This is a genomic window from Allosediminivita pacifica (assembly GCF_003054175.1).
GTDB classification, from domain to species: domain Bacteria; phylum Pseudomonadota; class Alphaproteobacteria; order Rhodobacterales; family Rhodobacteraceae; genus Allosediminivita; species Allosediminivita pacifica.
The window spans coordinates 171,641-188,462 of the sequence record NZ_QBKN01000006.1; the positions used below are offsets into that span (position 1 = coordinate 171,641).

At 67.8% G+C, this 16,822-nt stretch carries 11 protein-coding genes and 1 tRNA gene; 5 read left to right on the forward strand and 7 right to left on the reverse strand.

Going from position 1 to position 16,822, the window contains the following annotated elements; genetic code table 11:
- Window positions 1-134: 134 nt before the first annotated feature.
- Together C8N44_RS06695 and C8N44_RS06700 are read right to left on the reverse strand one after the other, a co-directional pair.
- Window positions 135-3,275 (reverse strand): efflux RND transporter permease subunit, encoded by a 3,141-nt coding sequence (locus C8N44_RS06695; protein ID WP_107975406.1) that lies wholly within the window; start codon window positions 3,273-3,275, stop codon window positions 135-137.
- Between the two features lie 3 nt (window positions 3,276-3,278).
- Window positions 3,279-4,457 (reverse strand): efflux RND transporter periplasmic adaptor subunit, encoded by a 1,179-nt coding sequence (locus C8N44_RS06700; protein WP_107975407.1) that lies wholly within the window; start codon window positions 4,455-4,457, stop codon window positions 3,279-3,281.
- Window positions 4,458-4,608: 151 nt separating this feature from the next.
- On the opposite strand from C8N44_RS06700, the gene C8N44_RS06705 reads away from it, so the two are divergent.
- Window positions 4,609-5,262 (forward strand): TetR/AcrR family transcriptional regulator, encoded by a 654-nt coding sequence (locus tag C8N44_RS06705; RefSeq protein ID WP_146178811.1) that lies wholly within the window; start codon window positions 4,609-4,611, stop codon window positions 5,260-5,262.
- Window positions 5,263-5,269: 7 nt separating this feature from the next.
- On the opposite strand, the gene xylB is transcribed toward C8N44_RS06705, so the two are convergent.
- Genes xylB through C8N44_RS06720 form a run of 3 tightly spaced genes read right to left on the reverse strand, consistent with a single transcriptional unit; the run spans window position 5,270 to window position 9,119 of the window.
- Window positions 5,270-6,709, reverse strand: coding sequence for a xylulokinase (gene xylB / locus C8N44_RS06710; protein WP_107975409.1), 1,440 nt, complete (start codon window positions 6,707-6,709; stop codon window positions 5,270-5,272).
- 52 nt (window positions 6,710-6,761) lie between these two features.
- Window positions 6,762-8,057 carry a xylose isomerase gene (gene xylA, locus C8N44_RS06715; RefSeq protein WP_107975410.1) on the reverse strand — a complete coding sequence of 432 codons (1,296 nt, stop codon included), beginning with the start codon at window positions 8,055-8,057 and terminating at the stop codon, window positions 6,762-6,764.
- Between the two features lie 3 nt (window positions 8,058-8,060).
- On the reverse strand, window positions 8,061-9,119 hold the full coding sequence (locus tag C8N44_RS06720; RefSeq protein WP_107975411.1) for a LacI family DNA-binding transcriptional regulator: 1,059 nt from the start codon (window positions 9,117-9,119) through the stop codon (window positions 8,061-8,063).
- 142 nt (window positions 9,120-9,261) lie between these two features.
- Between C8N44_RS06720 and C8N44_RS06725 the strand changes: the two genes are divergently transcribed.
- Complete coding sequence (locus tag C8N44_RS06725; RefSeq protein ID WP_107975412.1) at window positions 9,262-10,230, forward strand: aldose epimerase family protein; 969 nt, start codon at window positions 9,262-9,264, stop codon at window positions 10,228-10,230.
- On the opposite strand, the gene C8N44_RS06730 is transcribed toward C8N44_RS06725, so the two are convergent.
- The gene (locus C8N44_RS06730) at window positions 10,227-10,961 is read right to left on the reverse strand and encodes a YkgJ family cysteine cluster protein (protein WP_158274015.1); all 735 of its coding nucleotides are present in this window, start codon (window positions 10,959-10,961) and stop codon (window positions 10,227-10,229) included. The two genes, C8N44_RS06725 and C8N44_RS06730, sit on opposite strands and share 4 nt — an antisense overlap.
- 160 nt (window positions 10,962-11,121) lie before the next feature.
- On the opposite strand from C8N44_RS06730, the gene C8N44_RS06735 reads away from it, so the two are divergent.
- The 3 genes from C8N44_RS06735 (at window position 11,122) to C8N44_RS06745 (ending at window position 15,191) form a co-directional block, all read left to right on the forward strand.
- Complete coding sequence (locus tag C8N44_RS06735; protein ID WP_107975413.1) at window positions 11,122-12,774, forward strand: ABC transporter permease; 1,653 nt, start codon at window positions 11,122-11,124, stop codon at window positions 12,772-12,774.
- Between the two features lie 48 nt (window positions 12,775-12,822).
- Window positions 12,823-12,898 (forward strand) — tRNA-Thr (locus C8N44_RS06740).
- A gap of 319 nt (window positions 12,899-13,217) precedes the next feature.
- The gene (locus tag C8N44_RS06745) at window positions 13,218-15,191 is read left to right on the forward strand and encodes a hypothetical protein (protein WP_107975414.1); all 1,974 of its coding nucleotides are present in this window, start codon (window positions 13,218-13,220) and stop codon (window positions 15,189-15,191) included.
- A 38-nt stretch (window positions 15,192-15,229) separates the two neighbouring features.
- Here C8N44_RS06745 and C8N44_RS06750 read toward each other — a convergent pair.
- On the reverse strand, window positions 15,230-16,822 hold a 1,593-nt coding region (locus tag C8N44_RS06750), incomplete at its 5' end, for a glycoside hydrolase family 3 protein (protein ID WP_107975415.1).

Genomic DNA, 16,822 nt, shown 5'->3' on the forward strand with positions numbered 1-16,822 from the left:
GAACATCAGCCGAGAGCGCGGTGAGATGTAAAGCGGCCCGCGATGCGGCGATGCGGCATGGCGTTGGCGCGAGGCCCGTCGCCCAAAAAAAAGGCGCCCGCGAGGGGCGCCTTTCCGTTGACGGCAGGGGCAGGCTACTCGGCCGGCGTGGCCGCGGTCTCGGCTTCCTGGGCGACCTTCGGCTTGCCCTGACCGAACAGGCGCATGACGATCACGAAGAAGAGCGGCACGAAGAGCACGCCCAGGATCGTGGCCGAAAGCGTCCCGCCAAGCACGCCCGCGCCGATCGCGTTGCGTCCGCCCGCGCCGGCCCCGGTGCTGAGCACAAGCGGCAGGACCCCGAGCGAAAAGGCCATCGATGTCATGATGATCGGCCGGAAACGCTGCCGTGCGGCTTCCTTGGTTGCCACCAGTATCGACTCGCCGCCTTCGAACCGTTCCCTGGCAAATTCCACGATCAGGATCGCGTTCTTGCCGGTCAGACCGATCACGGTGAGCAGGCCCACTTGGAAGAAGACCCCGTTCTCGTAGCCGCCGAGCCAAGCGCCCACCAGTGCACCGACGACGCCGATGGGCATCGCGAGCATCACGGCGAAGGGGATGGTCCAGCTCTCGTAGAGCGCGGCGAGCGAGAGGAACACGGCCGCAAGGGAAAGTGCGTAGAGCATCGGTGCCTGGTTGCCGGACTGGCGTTCCTCAAGCGAGAGGCCGGTCCAAGCCACCGTGAAGCCTTCGGGCAGCTGCGAGGCGAGTTCCTCCATCTCGGCCATTGCCTGACCCGTCGTCACGCCCGGTGCAGGCGAACCCTGAAGCTGCATCGCCGGGACGCCGTTGTAGCGGTAAACGCCCTGCGCCCCCTGGTCCCAGGTTCCCTCGGCAAAGTTGGAGAAGGGCACCAGACCGCCGGAGTTGTTGCGCACGCGCCATTTCTCGATGTCCGAAGGGGTTGATCGGGAGTCGGCCTGCCCCTGGACGTAGACGCGCTTGATCTGCCCGCGGTCGATGAAATCGTTCACGTAGGACCCTGCCCAGGCGATCGAGAGCAGGTTGCTCACGTCGGTCGCGGAAACACCCATCGCCCCGGCCTTGCGCCAGTCGATGTCGATGTTGTACTGCGCCGCGTCCTCGAGCCCCGAGGGACGGACAGCCGTGACCATGTCGCTTTGCGAGGCCATGCCCAGAAGCTGGTTTCGCGCCGCGAGGAGTTCATCGTGGGACTGCCCCGCCTGGGCCTGCAGGTAGAGGTCGAAGCCCGAAACGTTGCCAAGCTCCGGTACCGCCGGGGGCACGATCGGAAAGACCTGCGCGTCCCGGATCTGGCTCATGGCGCCATAGGCCCGGCCGGCTACGGCCTGCGCGCTCAGCGAAGGATCTTCACGCTCGGACCAGTCCTTAAGTCGGATGAAGGCCAGACCCATGTTCTGGCCAGCGCCCCCGAAGCCGAAACCCGCCACGCCGAAGACAGCCTCCACCGCCTCGCTCTCGTTCTCGAGGTAGTAGTCCTCGATCTGGCTGATCACGTCGGTCGTCCGGTCCAGCGTTGCCCCGGTCGGGGCCTGGATCATCGTGAACAGGATGCCCTGGTCCTCGTCCGGCAGGAAGCCCGTGGGCGTGCGCAGGAAGAGCATGACCATGACGACGCCGATGCCGATGTAGACCAGCGCGGTGCGGAACGGACGGCGGATGATCCAGCCGACGAAACCCGCGTAGCCGCCAAGCGTCTTGTCGAAGCCCCAGTTGAACCAGCCGAAGGGACCGCGCTTCTTGCCGTGCTTGGGCTTCTTGAGAAGCGAGGCGCAAAGCGCGGGTGTCAGCGTCAGGGCGACGATCACCGACAGGGCCATGGCCGAGACGATGGTGATCGCGAACTGCTGGTAGATGACACCCGTGGAGCCACCGAAGAAGGCCATCGGGACGAACACCGCCGAAAGCACCAGCGCGATGCCGATCAGGGCACCGGTGATCTGGCCCATGGACTTGTGGGTCGCCTCGCGGGGATCGAGCCCGTCCTCTTCCATGACGCGTTCGACGTTCTCGACCACCACGATGGCGTCATCGACCAGAAGGCCGATGGCCAGCACCATGGCGAGCATCGTCAGCATGTTGATGGTGAAGCCCGCGACCGCCAGCACCCCGAAGGTGCCCAGCAAGACCACCGGCACCGCCAGCGTCGGAATCAGCGTCGCCCGGAAGTTCTGAAGGAACAGGAACATCACGAGGAACACCAGCACGATGGCCTCGACCAGGGTGTGCACGACCTGCTCGATCGAGATTTCGACAAAGGGCGAGGTGTCGTAGGGGATCACGTATTCCACCCCCTCGGGGAAGACCCGCGCGAATTCCTCCATCTGGTGCTGGACGGCCTCTGCGGTGTTCAGCGCGTTCGCACCCGGGGCGAGGCTGATCGCCATGCCCGCCGAGGGCTGTCCATTGTAGCTCGACTCGAAGGCGTAGCTCTGGGCGCCGATCTCGACCTCGGCGACGTCACCCAGCAGCACCAGGCCGCCACCGGTTTCGGCGCGCAGCACGATCTGGCGGAAATCCTCTGGCGTCTGCAGCAGGGATTGCGCCGTGATCGTGGCGTTCAGCATCTGCCCTTCTTCGGTGGGACGCAGGCCGAAGGCGCCGGCCGAGATCTGGGAGTTTTCCTCGGAGACCGCGTTGACGACATCGGCGGCGCTCAGTCCGAAGGCCGAAAGCTTCGAGGGATCGAGCCAGATGCGCATCGCATAGGGCGAGCCGAAAACCTGCACGTCGCCGACGCCGTCGATCCGGCTGATCTGGTCGGTCAGGTTGGTATCGAGGTAATCGGCGAGGTCGGCCTGGTCCATTTCCCCGTTTTCGGAGATGAGCGCGACCACCATGAGAAAGCCAGAAGAGGATTTCTGCACGGTCACGCCCTGACGCTGCACGGAATCGGGCAGCAGGGCGGTGGCCTGGCTTACCTTGTTCTGGACCTGCACCTGCGCGATGTCGGGGTCCGTGCCGGTCTCGAAGGTCAGCGTGATGCTCGCGCTGCCCGCCGAAGATGAGGTCGACGAGAAGTATCGGAGGCCGTCCAGCCCGGTCATCTGTTGTTCGAGAACCTGCGTGACCGTGTTGGCCACGGTCTGCGCCGAGGCGCCGGGGTAGCTCGCGTTCACCGTTACGGTGGGCGGGGCGATCTGGGGATACTGCGCCACCGGCAGCGATATGATCGAAAGCGCCCCGATCCCCATGATGAGGATCGAGATCACCCAGGCGAAGACCGGTCGGTCGATGAAGAAACGCGCCATGGTTTATTCTCCGGCCGACGCGATGTCGGTTTCGCTGTCTGTAGCGGAGGCCTCAGCGGACTCCTGCGGTTCGCGCTCCTCGACGTTCACCGTGGCGCCCGGCTGGACCTTCTGGATGCCTGCCACGATCAGCTGATCGCCGGGTTCGAGACCTTCGCTCACGACCCAGTCGTCGTTCATGTCCTGAAGAACCGTCAGCTGACGCTCCTCGACCACACCTTCTCCGTTGACGACGAGCGCCATCGGGTTACCGCGGCGGTCGCGGGTGACGCCCTCCTGTGGGGCAAGGAAAACGTTACCGATGTTGCCGGTTGGCATCTCGACCTGAACGTACATGCCCGGAAGCAGAAGGTGCTCGGGGTTGGGGAAGGTCATCCGAAGAACCACCACGCCGGTCTGCTCGTCCACATGGGGCTCGGCGGCGCTCAGCCGGCCGGTGTGATCGTAGGAGGATCCGTCCGCCAGCGTGAGCCGCACTTCGAGATCGTTCGGGGTGGTCACGTTCTCGGAGCCGCCGCGCTGGCGCCACGCCAGCAGGTCGGCGGCGGACTGGGTCACATCGACATGCACGGGGTCGAGCGTGCGGATCACGGAAAGCGGGGTGGACTGGCTGGCCGTCACGAGCGCCCCCGCATCCACGTCGGAAAAGCCGATGCGTCCGCTCAGGCGTGCGGTGATCTCGGTCCGGGCAAGCTCGATCTCGGCGGTACGCCGCGACGCGCGCGCCACTTCGAGTGCCGCTGCGGCGGCATCGCGTGCGGCGAGGGCGTCATCGGCGTTCGCCGACGAGGAAACCCCGCGCTCGCTCAGCGTCTGCAGCCGCTCGGAATCGCGCTCTGCGGCACGCAGCTGTGCCTCTGCCTGCGCGACCGAGGCTTCGGCGCTGGCAAGTGCAGCGTCATAGCTGTCGGGGTCGATACGGTAGAGCACATCGCCGGTGCTCACTTCGGCACCTTCCTCGAACAACCGCTCGGTGATGATACCGTTGACCTGCGGGCGCACCTCGGCTTCGGCCGAGGCGTGCACGCGGCCCGGCAGGGTACTCGTCAGGGTTACATCCTGCGGCTGCAAAGTGACCACGGTCACGGTTGGAGGCGGTGCGGACTCTTGTGCACTCAGGGCATTCGGCCCGGCCGCGCAGGCAAGTGCCGCGACAAGCGCGGCACGGAAAACGAAGGTCATCAGATGTTTTTCCTCTGGTGCGGCCGCGCTCGCGCTTGCGAAGGCGAGCGGGGTTGTTTAGGAAACGTTATGGTTCCATAAATGCCGGTTTCTGCAGACGCAAGCCCGTTGCTGCATTGCAGAGGCCGGAAAACAGAAAGGTGAGCAGTCGGTGAACAAGGTCGAGAAGCCCAAGCGTCCTCGCGGTCGTCCTCGCGTCATGTCACCCGAAGCGCGGCGCGAACGCGTCTTCCACGCGCTGGAGGGGATCTATTCCCGCGACGGCCTGGACGGGATCACCATGGTGGCCATCGCCGCCGAGGCTAAGATGTCCAAACGGACGCTTTACGGCTTGTTTTCCGACCGCGACCAGCTTGTGCACGAGTACATGCAATGGGTCCGCGCGGATTTCGTGCGTCCGCTGAGCGATCGAGAGAAGGAGTACCCGCTCCGGACCCGCTTGGTCCGCCTTCTCGCCCCGAGCGAGGACGAACGCGGCGGCCTGCCGCTGGCCCTGTTACGCCAAGTGATCGTCAAACCGCCGCAACCGGTGGATTGTGTCTACGGCCGGATTCAGCAGCACCTCGAAACCAACCGCGAACTGGTGCAGGCCGAACTCGACCGCGCCGTGGAACGCGGCGAGGTCAAGATCGAGAATACCCGCGAAGCCGCTCTCCTGCTCGAAACGATGGTGCGGCCCTCGATCCTCGAACCTCTCGTGGGGATCGAAAGCTTCCCGAGCGCGGCGGAACTGCGCCGCCGCTTCGATTTCGGCCTCGCAGTATTCCTGCAAGGTATCGGGGCCGTCGAAGAAGCCCCGCACTAATCGAGCATCAGCCCTTTGGAGGATAGGCCGCGCGGAACCGCTCGTAGGCAGAACGATAGGCGTCCCGCAGCTCCGGATCCGGTGCGATCTCTTTCTGCACCGGCGGGGGCGTCAGGACGGTTTCGGCGTCTCCGGCACCTGCTGCCATGGCCCCAAGACGCGCCGCCCCGAAGGCCGCGCCGAAGTCGCCCGCGGCAGGGATCAGAAGCCGCAGCCCGGTGACTGCCGCCATGATTTCCAGCCATTGCCGCGACTGGGCCCCCCCGCCCACCGCATAGGCCGCATCGATATTCGTGCCTGCTGCCTCAAGCGCCCGCACGCAGTCGCCAAAGGCAAAGGCTACCCCGTCCAGCACCGCATGCACCAGATCAGGAAGCCCCTGGTCGCGGCGCAGGTTCAGCAGCGAGCCGCTGGCATCAGGCGCATTGTGCGGGGTCCGCTCGCCCGAAAGGTAGGGCAGAAACAGCGCGCCCGAGGGACCGCCCAGCTTCGAGGGCAGCAGTCCAGTCAGTTCGGGCCCGCTGCGGCCGGTGATCTCGCCCAGCCAGGTCAGGCTGTCCACTGCCGAAAGGATCACCCCCATCTGGTGCCAGACCCCAGGCACCGCGTGGCAGAAGGCGTGCACGGCCTCTTCGGTGTTGGGCGCGAAGCGATCGGTGGCGGCAAACAGCACGCCCGAGGTGCCCAGCGACAGGAACCCGGTCCCCGGCGCGGTGATGCCCATGCCGCAGGCGGTCGCCGCGTTGTCGCCGCCGCCGCCGGCAACTGCGGCCTCGGGTGTACCCCAGCGTTCGGCCAGGGCTGGCCGCAGTGTGCCCGAGCTTTCCGAGCCCTCGACCAGCCGCGGCATCTGCGCCTCGGTCAGGTTCGTGGCGGCCAGAAGCTCCGGTGACCACTTGCGGGCCTTCACGTCGAGCCACAGCGTGCCCGCCGCGTCCGACATGTCCGATGCGTAGTCCCCGGTCAGCCAGAGCCGCACGAAATCCTTCGGCAGCAGGACCTTGGCGACCTTTGCGAAGATCTCGGGTTCGTGTTTCTCGACCCAGCGCAACTTGGGGGCGGTAAAGCCCGCCATGACGATGTTGCCGCCGATGCCCCGGAAATCGGCCATCTCTTCAAGCTCGGCGCATTCCGTGCCGCTGCGTCCGTCGTTCCACAGGATCGCGGGCCGCAGCGGGCGGTCGTCGGCATCGAGCAGAGTGGCGCCGTGCATCTGGCCTGAAAGGCCGATGCCCGAAAGCCGCGCCATCGCGTCGGGGTGCGCCTTGGCCAGTTCGTCCATCGCCGCTTCGCAGGCGGTGATCCAGCTTTCCGGATCCTGCTCGGACCAGCCGTGATGTGGTCGCGAGACCGTCAGCGCCGCGTGTGCCTGTCCAACGGGGGCAAAGTCTTCGCCGACGAGCAATGCCTTTACGCCGGACGTGCCGATGTCGAGCCCGATATACATGGAAATCCTCCCTCACCTCGTGCCGGGCGACGTTAGCCGCCCGGCACAGGTCTTACACGTAACGATTGACGATGTTTTCGAGTTTTTCCTGCCGGCCCGAGCGCGGCTCGGGATTGATGCCCTCGGCCAGCACCCGTTCAGTGATGCTCTCCAGGTCGCTGCCGAGCATGGCCTGCGCCTCGGGCGTCTCCCAGCCAGCGTAGCGCGCGCGGCGTTCCGCCTCGAGCGCGTCGTCCTCGAGCATCTTGGCCGCGGCCTTGAGGCCCCGGGCGCAGACATCCATCGCACCCGCGTGCGCCTCGATCAGGTCCGACGGGTCGAGCGACTGGCGGCGCAGCTTGGAATCGAAGTTGGTCCCGCCGGTCTCGAAGCCGCCCGCCTTGAGGATCTCGTAGTAGGCCAGCGCCACCTCGGGCACGTTGTTCGGGAACTGGTCGGTGTCCCAGCCCGATTGGTAGTCGTTGCGGTTCATGTCGATGGAGCCCAGCACGCCCAGCTCGCGCGCCAGCGCCAGCTCGTGCTCGAAGCTGTGCCCGGCCAGGATCGCGTGACCCTGCTCGATGTTCAGCTTCACTTCCTTCTCCAGCCCGAAGCGCTGAAGGTTGCTGTAGACCGTCGCCACGTCGTAGTCGTACTGGTGCTTGGTCGGCTCCTGCGGCTTCGGCTCGATCAGGATCGTGCCCTTGAAGCCGATCTTGTGCTTGTAGTCGACGACCATGCTCAGGAAGCGCCCCATGTGGTCGAGCTCGGCGCCCATGTCGGTGTTGAGCAGCGTCTCGTAGCCCTCGCGGCCACCCCAGAGCACGTAGTTCTCGCCCCCCAGCTTGTGGGTCGCGTCGAGGCAAGTCTTCACCGTTGCCGCCGACCAGGCAAAGACGTCCGGATCGGGGTTGGTCGCCGCGCCCGACATGAAGCGGCGGTGCGAGAACAGGTTCGCCGTCCCCCAGAGCAGCCCCACGCCGGTCTGCGACATCTTCTCGCCGAAGATGTCGATGATCTCCTCGAAGTTGCGGCGGCTCTCGGCGAAATCCGCGCCCTCGGGCCGGATGTCCGCGTCGTGGAAGCAGAAGTAGGGCGCGCCCAGGATCTGGAACATCTCGAAGGCCACCTCGGCCTTGAGCCGCGCGCCCTCCATGGTCTCGCCGAACCAGGGCCGGTCAAAGGTCTGGCCGCCGAACGGGTCGCCACCGGGCCACGCGAAGCTGTGCCAGTAGGCCACCGCAAAGCGCAGGTGGTCCTTCATCTTCTTGCCGAGCACGACTTCCTCGGGGTTGTAGTGCCGGAAGGCGGGGCCGTCAGCGTCCGGATTGAAGGTGAGCGGGGTCATGTCCCCGAAGAATTGCGACATGGGTCAGTCGTCTCCCGTTTTTGCGCCCATTTCGGGCGGCAGGTTTTCCTTGACGTAGATGGCCGCGCCCAGCGGCGCGACGGGATCGGGCGGCAGCCTGTCGGCGCCGCGCCGCATGATCTCGAGGGCGCGTTGGATCTCGTCCTCGGGGCGCTGGTCGATCACCACGTCGATTAGCCCCTCCTCGAGCGCAGCCCGCGAATGCTCGAGCAGCTCGTGGACGACGACCACGGGCCGGGGGGCGGGGGCTGACCTCTCGCGCAGGATCTCGATCAGACCGGGATTGCCGGCGCCGAGGCTGTAGATCGCCGTGATCCCCTTTTCGGCTTCCAGCGCGGCGCCCACGCGGGCAGCAACCAGCTCCGGCCGGTCGCGGCCCTCGATCTGGTGAAGCAGCCGGATGTCCGGAAAGGTCTCGGTCAGCACCTCGCGCAGCCCCGCAAGCCGCTCCGCATGATCGCGCGCCGTCATCGCCCCGACGATCGGCAGCACCCGCCCGGGCTGGCCGCCATGCGCCATGCCGATGAGCCGCGCGACGGTGCGGCCGGCGACGGCGTTATCTATGCCGACATAGGCATCGCGCGCCTCTTCCGGCATGTCCGAAACCAGCGTGACGATGGTCGCACCGCGGGCCCGCAGCAGCGTCATCGCCTCGATGACGGCCGGATGGTTTGTCCCCACCAGGGACACCGCGTCGATTCCGTCGCGGTCCAGCCGTGCAAGGCAGTCGGCAAGCTGTCGGGGATCGAAGGCCTCGACCTGTTCGATCAGCAACTCGACGCGGTCGAGGGCCAGCTTCTCGCGTTCCCGTTCGAGCAGGCCCTGCATCTTGGAGAAGATGGTATCCTGGCCTTTCGGCACGATGGCGGCGAAACGATAGGTCCGGCCCTGCGAAAGGTTCGCGGCCGCCACGTTGCGCACGTAGCCGAGCTCCGCGATCGCCCGACGCACCCGTTCCGCCGATTTCTCGGCCACGCCGCCACGCGCATTCACCACGCGATCCGCGGTCGCGTAGCTGACGCCTGCATGGCGTGCCACATCCGTGAGCGTCGGTGCCCGCATGACGGTGAAATCCTCCCGGCGCCACTAGACGTTGAATCATGATAGACGTCAATCATTTTCTCCCGACAGGGGCCGCGGGACCGCCCCTCGCTTGACGCGCGACCTGCAGGCTATATCCCGAGGGAAGCCGAAGGAGGGGCGCATGAAACTCGAGAAACTTCCCGACGGGCGTGCCGTCGAACCCGTGACGATCACGAAGGACGGGCTTACCGCCACCCTGTTGCCCTACGGGGCGCGCCTGCACGATCTCCGTGTCGACGGTGTGCCGTTCCAACTCGTGCTCGGTGCCGGAGGGATCGAACCCTATCTCGGCGACATGGCCTATTTCGGAGCCACCGTCGGGCGCTTTGCCAACCGGATCGGCGGCGCCTCCTTCGAGATCGAGGGCGAGACGTTCGAGACCGAAGCCAACCAGGACGGCCGCCACACGTTGCACTCCGGGTCTACCGGCACCCATGCCCAGCTCTGGGAGATCGCGGAGCGCAGCGCCGACGCGGTCACCTTCGCACTGACGCTGCCGGACGGGCAGGGCGGCTTTCCCGGCACGCTCGATGTCAGCGTCCGCTATGCCCTCTCGGATGGCGCGCTCTCCATCGTGACCGAGGCCAAGACCGACCGCGCGACGCCCTGCAGCTTCGCCCACCACAGCTACTTCCGCGTCCACGAGGGCGATGTCCGCGATGCGCAGTTCAGGATCTACGCCGATGACTACCTGCCGGTCGACGAGGACCTGATCCCGACCGGCGAGGAGCCCGTCGAGGGCACGCCCTTCGACTTCCGCGCGTCGCGTGTCATCGGGCACCATGGCTACGACCACAACTTCTGCCTGAACCGCCGCGGCGAGGGGCTGCGCGACGTGGCCGAACTGCGCGCGCCCGATGGCGGGCTGACCCTCACCGTCCGCACCAACGCACCCGGCCTTCAGGTCTACGACGCATCAAGCATCCCCGGTGCCACGGCGCCTGACGGCAGCGCCTGGGTACCGAATGCCGGCATTGCGCTGGAAACGCAGGAATGGCCCGACGCGCCGAACCAGCCGGGCTTTCCTGACTGCATCCTCTGGCCGGGAGAAACCTACCGCCACGAGGTCGTCTACGCCTTCAGCCGCTAGAACCCCGAAAGCCGCGCCCGCTCGTCCTCGAGCCCGCGCGGCTTCTGCCGCGCCCGGGCCAGCGTGGTCTCAATGTCCTCGCCGTCCGCTGCACCGGCGGTGACCACGGCAAGCGCGTAGCTCGGTACGCTGGTCAGGCCCTTGAGCATGGCCCGCGCCAGTGCCTGCGCGCTCAGCATCACGCCCTGTGCCCCCAGCACACCGGCCCCGGCGGCGGGCGTGCCCTCGGCGATCTCCTTGCAGGCCTCGACATCGCGGGACAGGTACGTGCGGCACAACAGGGGCCGCGCCTCGTAGATCCGGCAGAGACGCGTCTCGGGGTCGAGGGCGGCGCAGGCGCGGGGATGCCAGTCGCGTCCGTCGGGACTGCCCGCCACGGGCGCCAAGGCCGCATGGACCTGCCGCGCCTCGGCCTCGGTCACCGTGCCGCCGTCGTCCGACAGGATGCAGCAGAAGGCGCAGCCCATGCTGCAATCGGCCTCGGCCATCGGCCCCGCGGGATCGGCGGCCTGCTGTTCCAGTTCCGCCCCCGCGATCCGCAGCGCCGCGGTGCCCGAGGCAAGCTGCCCGACAAGGTCGCGGAACGGCACGCCGTGCGCCTCGGCGCTTTCCAGGTAGACCCCCAGCATCCGGCGCGCCCGTTCGGTGGCTTGCGTCGTCGGGCCCTTGAGGCGCGCACTCTTCAGCCGCGCCGAAAGCGCCGAAATGCTGCGGGGTGCCTTTGCACTCAATCCGATACCTCCAAGGGTCGGAGGCTCCCGGGACCGGAGGCCCCGCATTTGCCTGCGATATTCGGGCTGACCTGCATCGCGCTCGCCTTTAATCTCCGTGCCTTTCCACACTATAAGGCCCGAGGCGGGAAGAAAAACAGCAAGACGGAGACGCGGCGCCATGTCCCTTGGTGAAGAGGCCAGAGCCCCCATGCGCAGCTACCTTCCAAGCCGCTGGTCCGTCGGCGCCCTGTTGATCGCGGCCGTGGTGCTGGGGCCGATCCTGTCGGTCCTCTGGATCGCGCTCTTTCCGTCCGAGAACATCTGGCCGCACCTCATCTCGACGACACTCCCGCGTTACCTGCGCAATACCGCCATGCTGATGGGCGGGGTGGGGCTGATCGCGGCCTGCACAGGCACTGGCGCGGCCTGGCTGGTCAGCCGCTACGACTTTCCCGCACGGCGCGCGCTGGAATGGCTGCTGCTCCTGCCGCTGGCCATTCCTGCCTATGTCGGCGCCTACGCGCTGGTCGACTTCCTCGAATACGCGGGGCCCGTCCAGACCGGCCTGCGCAATCTCTTCGGCTGGCAGACCTCACGCGATTACTGGTTCCCCGAGATCCGCTCCATGGGGGCGGCGATCATCGTGCTCGCGGCCGCGCTCTATCCCTACGTCTACCTGCTGGCCCGTGCCGCCTTCCGCGAACAGTCCGGCTCGGCCGAGGAAGTGGCCCAGTCGCTCGGCTCGGGCGCCTTCGCGCGGTTCTGGCGCGTGGGTCTGCCGCTGGCACGCCCGGCCATCGCCGCGGGCACCGCCATCGTGATGATGGAGGCGGTCAACGATTTCGGCACGGTCGACTATTTCGCCGTCCAGACGCTCACTACCGGGATCTTCTCCACCTGGCTCGACGGCAACAACGCAGGGGGCGCGGCGCAGATCGCGGCCGTGGTGCTCTTCCTCGTGATCTTCCTCGTCCTTCTGGAAAAGGGCTCGCGCCGAAAGATGCGCTTCTTCGACCTCTCGCGCAGGCATCGCCCCGTCCCCCGCAAGGAGATGCAGGGCCCCCTGCGCTGGCTGGCCTTTGCCGCCTGCGCCTTTCCCTTCGCGCTGGGCTTCGTGCTGCCGGCCTCGGTGATCCTGTCGCACGCGCTGCGCAACAGCGAGGTCTGGGCGGACGGCGCGCTCTGGCAGGCGGGGCTCAACACGCTCACCGTGGGCAGCATCGCTGCCATCGTGACCGTCGCCGCCGGGGTCTTCCTGGTCTACGGCGTGCGGCTTTCGGGACGGCGCCTCCCGCGGCTGCTGCTCCCGGTGACGACCATCGGCTACGCCGCGCCGGGCGCGGTGCTCGGCGTGGGCATCCTTATCCCGCTCGCGGCCATCGACAATACCGTCGCCGACGCGATCTGGGCGGCCACCGGCTGGGATCCGGGCCTGGTGATGACCGGCACCGCCTTCGCCCTGGTGCTCGCCTACTGCGTGCGCTTCTTCGCCATCGCGCAGGGGGCCGCCGATGCCGCCATGGGCCGCGTCTCGCCCAACCTCGCGCTCGCCGCGCGCTCGCTTGGGCGCAACCAGGGCGAGGTTCTGGGCGCGATCTACTATCCGCTCATGCGCGCCTCGGTCGCCTCCGCCCTGCTGCTCGTCTTCGTCGACTGCGTGAAGGAGCTGCCGGCCACGCTGCTCCTGCGGCCCTTCAACTACGAGACGCTCGCCACGCGGGTCCACGAGCAGGCCAGCCTCGAGAACCTCGGCGACGCCGCCCCGGCGGCGGTGCTGGTGATCGGCGTCAGCCTCCTTGCCGTCGGGTTGCTCGCCCGCGCGAACCGGTGATTTCTTCTTGCACCCGGGGGCGGGCTTGTCCTAAAGCTTCGCCCCGATGCCCCTATAGCTCAGCTGGTAGAGCAACTGATTTGTAATCAGTAGGTCCGCGGTTCGAGTCCGTGTGGGGGCACCATTTCAGAGACATCTGATCCCACCATCCTGCGATCTGCCCCAGTCAGGGACGCAAGCCCTGCTGCGCACGGTGGCTTAACCGGCTCGAAGCAGCCGCCGCGGAGCATGAGCCCCGTGCGGAGGCCGACCGCAGGCGCCGACGGGGACCCAAGGATGCCATAGCGCGCCGCCGCCCTCGGGCGTGGCCGCGGGCTGCGCAGCGTCATTCCCCGTCACACCTCCCCGGCTTCCGGCAACGCGCCTCAGGCGGCGCGCATGACAGCTCAGCACCTCTGAAGGGGGATCAGAACCATGATGCAGGCATACACGCGGGGACGGACATGATCGGCGTCGGCCTTACACTCGGCAGCGGCGCGGCAGGCGCCGGTCAGGGCGTGCCGGGTCCCGCGCCCTTCAAGGTCGCGATCTGGGGGCAGTCCGAGGACGACCGCATCCTTTCCTCGTATTTCCACACCATCCCGAAGGAGCCGCTCCTGGCCGAGGGCCGCGTGACCTTCTGGTCGCACAGCCACGATCCGGCCGAACCGGGGGCGGCCGGTGTCCGCAGCGTCCTGCTCGACGCCACCTCGGCGGCGACCGACGCCGTGACCCCGCCGATGATCCGCATGGCCAACACCTTCGTGCAGGCCATGCCGGGGCGCGACATCCACATCCTCATGATGACCCTCAGCGGCTCCGCCCCGCAGGAGATCATGGATGATGGATTTGTCGCCTCGGGCACCAAGCGGCGCTGGCAGGATGACTGGGCGCTTCACGCCGCGGCCACCGCGGACGGCGTTCCCGTGGGCTACGGCTGGCACAGCTGGTTCGCCGCTCCGGGGACCTGGGCGGACAACTACGGCCAGAACATGTGCGCCTTCCTGCTGGGGCGGGCCCTCGACGGCAGCCCTCTCAGCTACAGCGAGGCGGCGCCGCTCGACGTCAACGGTATCCAGGTCTCGCGCACGCTGCGGGACCTCTACGGCACCGACATGCCGCTCTGGATCGCGCCGGGCGGGGCCCATGCCTTCGTACCGCTCGAAGACCTCGCCTCGGCCACGCTGAACGCGGCGGGCGGGACGAACACCGGACTGCTCAACAAGCAGCGCAGCACCCAAAGCTGGCGCGCCGCCGTGACCGGCACCGGGCTCGCCGGCTATTTCGCGGGCCCGCAGATCCAGATCCAGGGCTACGCCAACGGTCAGGATGGCGGCACCGGGACGTGGAGCGACCAGTCCCATCCTTCCGGCTGGACCGAGGAGGGCTACAACCTGCGCGTCACGCAGATCGCCCACGCCATCCTGCGCGGCGCGGGCCTCGCCGCCTGGCAGCTGCCGGTGATCGACGGGGCAGAGTGGGAGCCCTCGGGCGCCCATGTCGACGTCTGGTCCTCGACCGGGCCGATCACGACCCTGCGCCGGGAACGCGGCGACCCGCCGCTCGGCGATGGCTATCCCCACTGGACCGACGTGCTGGGTTTCCAGATCGACGGGGCCCCCGCCACCCGGGCCGAGATCCAGCCCGACGGGCGGGTGCGCCTCTACCCGAAGGCCGGCAGCTTCTCGAGTGCCACGACCCTCACCTTCGGCGAGGGCGGCGCCACCGGGTGGATCGCCCATGATGCCGACGCGCAGAACGCGGCCTGGCGCGACTACCCGATCGTCGATCTCGGGCTTTACGGTCTCAGCGGCGTCCCGGTCCGACCGCTGCCTGCGGAGGAGGTCCTCGCCAGCACCATCGCCGGCGCGCCGACCTTCACCACCAGCACCGCAGGGCCCTACTTCATAGACCCCGTCGCGCTCGGCACGCCCGCTGCGGTGACAATCCGCGTGAAGGGCAGCGTCGACTTCGCCGCCTCCGGCACCGCTGTGGACCTGGCCGAGATCACGGGGCAGGTGCTCCAGGTGCAGGTCCTGACCAACAACGGCGCCCTGCGGTTCTATGCGAGGAACACGGACGGCAGCTATCTCGTGCAGGCACAGTACGCGCCCGCGGGGACCGTGCAGGACGGCGTGGCCTTCGATCTGGTGCTCTGTATCGATCATGCGGCAGGCACCCTGCGCGCCTGGATCGACGGGGCGCAGGTCTTCTCGGCCAGTTTCGGGCCGGGCACCGGATTCCAGTCGGTCCGCAACCTCGCGCTTCTGGGCGAGGACGCGGGCAACATGCTTGTGGGAACCTTCGATGTTGTCGAGGCCTGGAAGAGCGCGACGCCCGACGGGACGCTGCCAGGCGGCACGCCCCACGTCTCGATCACCGGCCCCGCCGGGGTGGCGAATGCGCACCCCTGGAAGGCGGGCGCCGACGCGACCTGAAGTCGTGTGACAGTCCCGGCGGCCGGCCGCCGGGACGCTCAGTAATGCGCGTCGGGCGACACGAAGGCGTCGACCGGCGCCGTGCCCTCGAAGGTCGCGCGCCCCATCAGCAGGTCGACAACGGCTTCCTGCATCGGCTCCATCGTCGCGAAGGCGTTGATGTAGGTGGGCACCCGCGGCGCATCGTAAAGGTAGTAGGGGAAGCCGAAGGACACCATGACCACCGGGATCTCGTGCCAGAGCCTGCGCATCGTGGCATCGAGCCCGCCGCCGATCGCCGCCCAGTCGAGGAAGATCCGCCCCCGCGTGAGCAGCGTCTCCTCGGCCAGCGCGTAGATCGCCACGTCGAATCCCTTGGCCTCGATCTTGTCGCCGGGCTCGTGCACCGTCACCTCGAACCCCTCGGCGCGCAGCAGGTTCGGCAGTGCCAGCTTGTGCCGCCGCTTCAGCATCGGGTCGGCGATGTCGGTGGTGAACATCAGCACGCGGCGGTGCTTTTCGGGGTCGAGCGGCAGGTCGCCGTGGATGTCCTTTTCCAGCACCGGCGCGCGGCGCAGCAGCGCCTCCATCCGGGCCTTGTTGGGCGCGGGATCGGGAAAGGCGGGCAGGGGATCGCCCCGGTGCAGCCCCAGCCAGGCCTTCAGCCCCAGCACCCGCGTCACCGCGTCGAAGAACCTCTCGGGCGTGATGCGCCCCTCGCGTACGGCTGCCAGCACGGCCTCCATCTCGCCCACCGGGTCGAGCGAGAACAGGATCATGTCGCCGCCCGTGGCAATGATCTGAACCTTGCTCTCGTGCTGCGGCAGCACCGCCGAAAGCCCCGCCATGCGGCTCGCGTCCGACACCACGATGCCGTTGAACCCCAGCCGCTCGCGCAGCAGGTCGGTGTTCAGCGCCTCGCTCACCGAACCGGGCAGGAAGGCGTCGGCGCCTTCGCCCTTGCCGATGCGGCGGGCGTAGTCGGGAAAGGCGATATGCGCGGTCATCACGCTCATCACGCCCGCATCGATCGCCTCGCGGTAGAGCCTGCCGTGACTCTCGTCCCACTCTTCCAGCGTCAGCGGGTTGATCGTGGTGACAAGATGCTGGTCGCGGTCGTCGTGCCCCTCGCCGGGCCAGTGCTTGGCCGTGGCGGCGATGCCTTCCTCCTGGAATACGCGGATCTGGGGCAAGGCGTGGCGGGCGATCCTGTCCACGTCCGACCCGTAGCTGCGCGTCGCCACGATGGAGCTGCGCCAGGCCGCGTTGATGTCGAGGACCGGCGTGAAGGACCAGTTCACCCCCACCGCGCGCGCCTCGCGGGCCATGATGCGCGCGACCTCCTCGGTCGCTGCCACATCGTCGATGGCCGCCAGCGCCAGCGGGTTCGGCACCTGCGTGCCGAAAGGCAGGCTCATCCGCGACCCCTCGAGGTCCGCGCTCACCAGCATCGGCACCTTGGCCGTCTGCTGCAGCTCGGCGATGCGGGCGCGCTCCTCCTCGGCGCCGCTGCCGTCGAAGAAGCGGGTGATGCCGCCCGGGGCCAGCCCGCGCACGCGCGCGATCTCCTCGGTGTCGAAGCCGACCGAGCGCAGGTTGAAAAGCTGCCCTACGCGTTCTGCGTCGTCGAGCGCCTCCCAGGTACGCTTCAC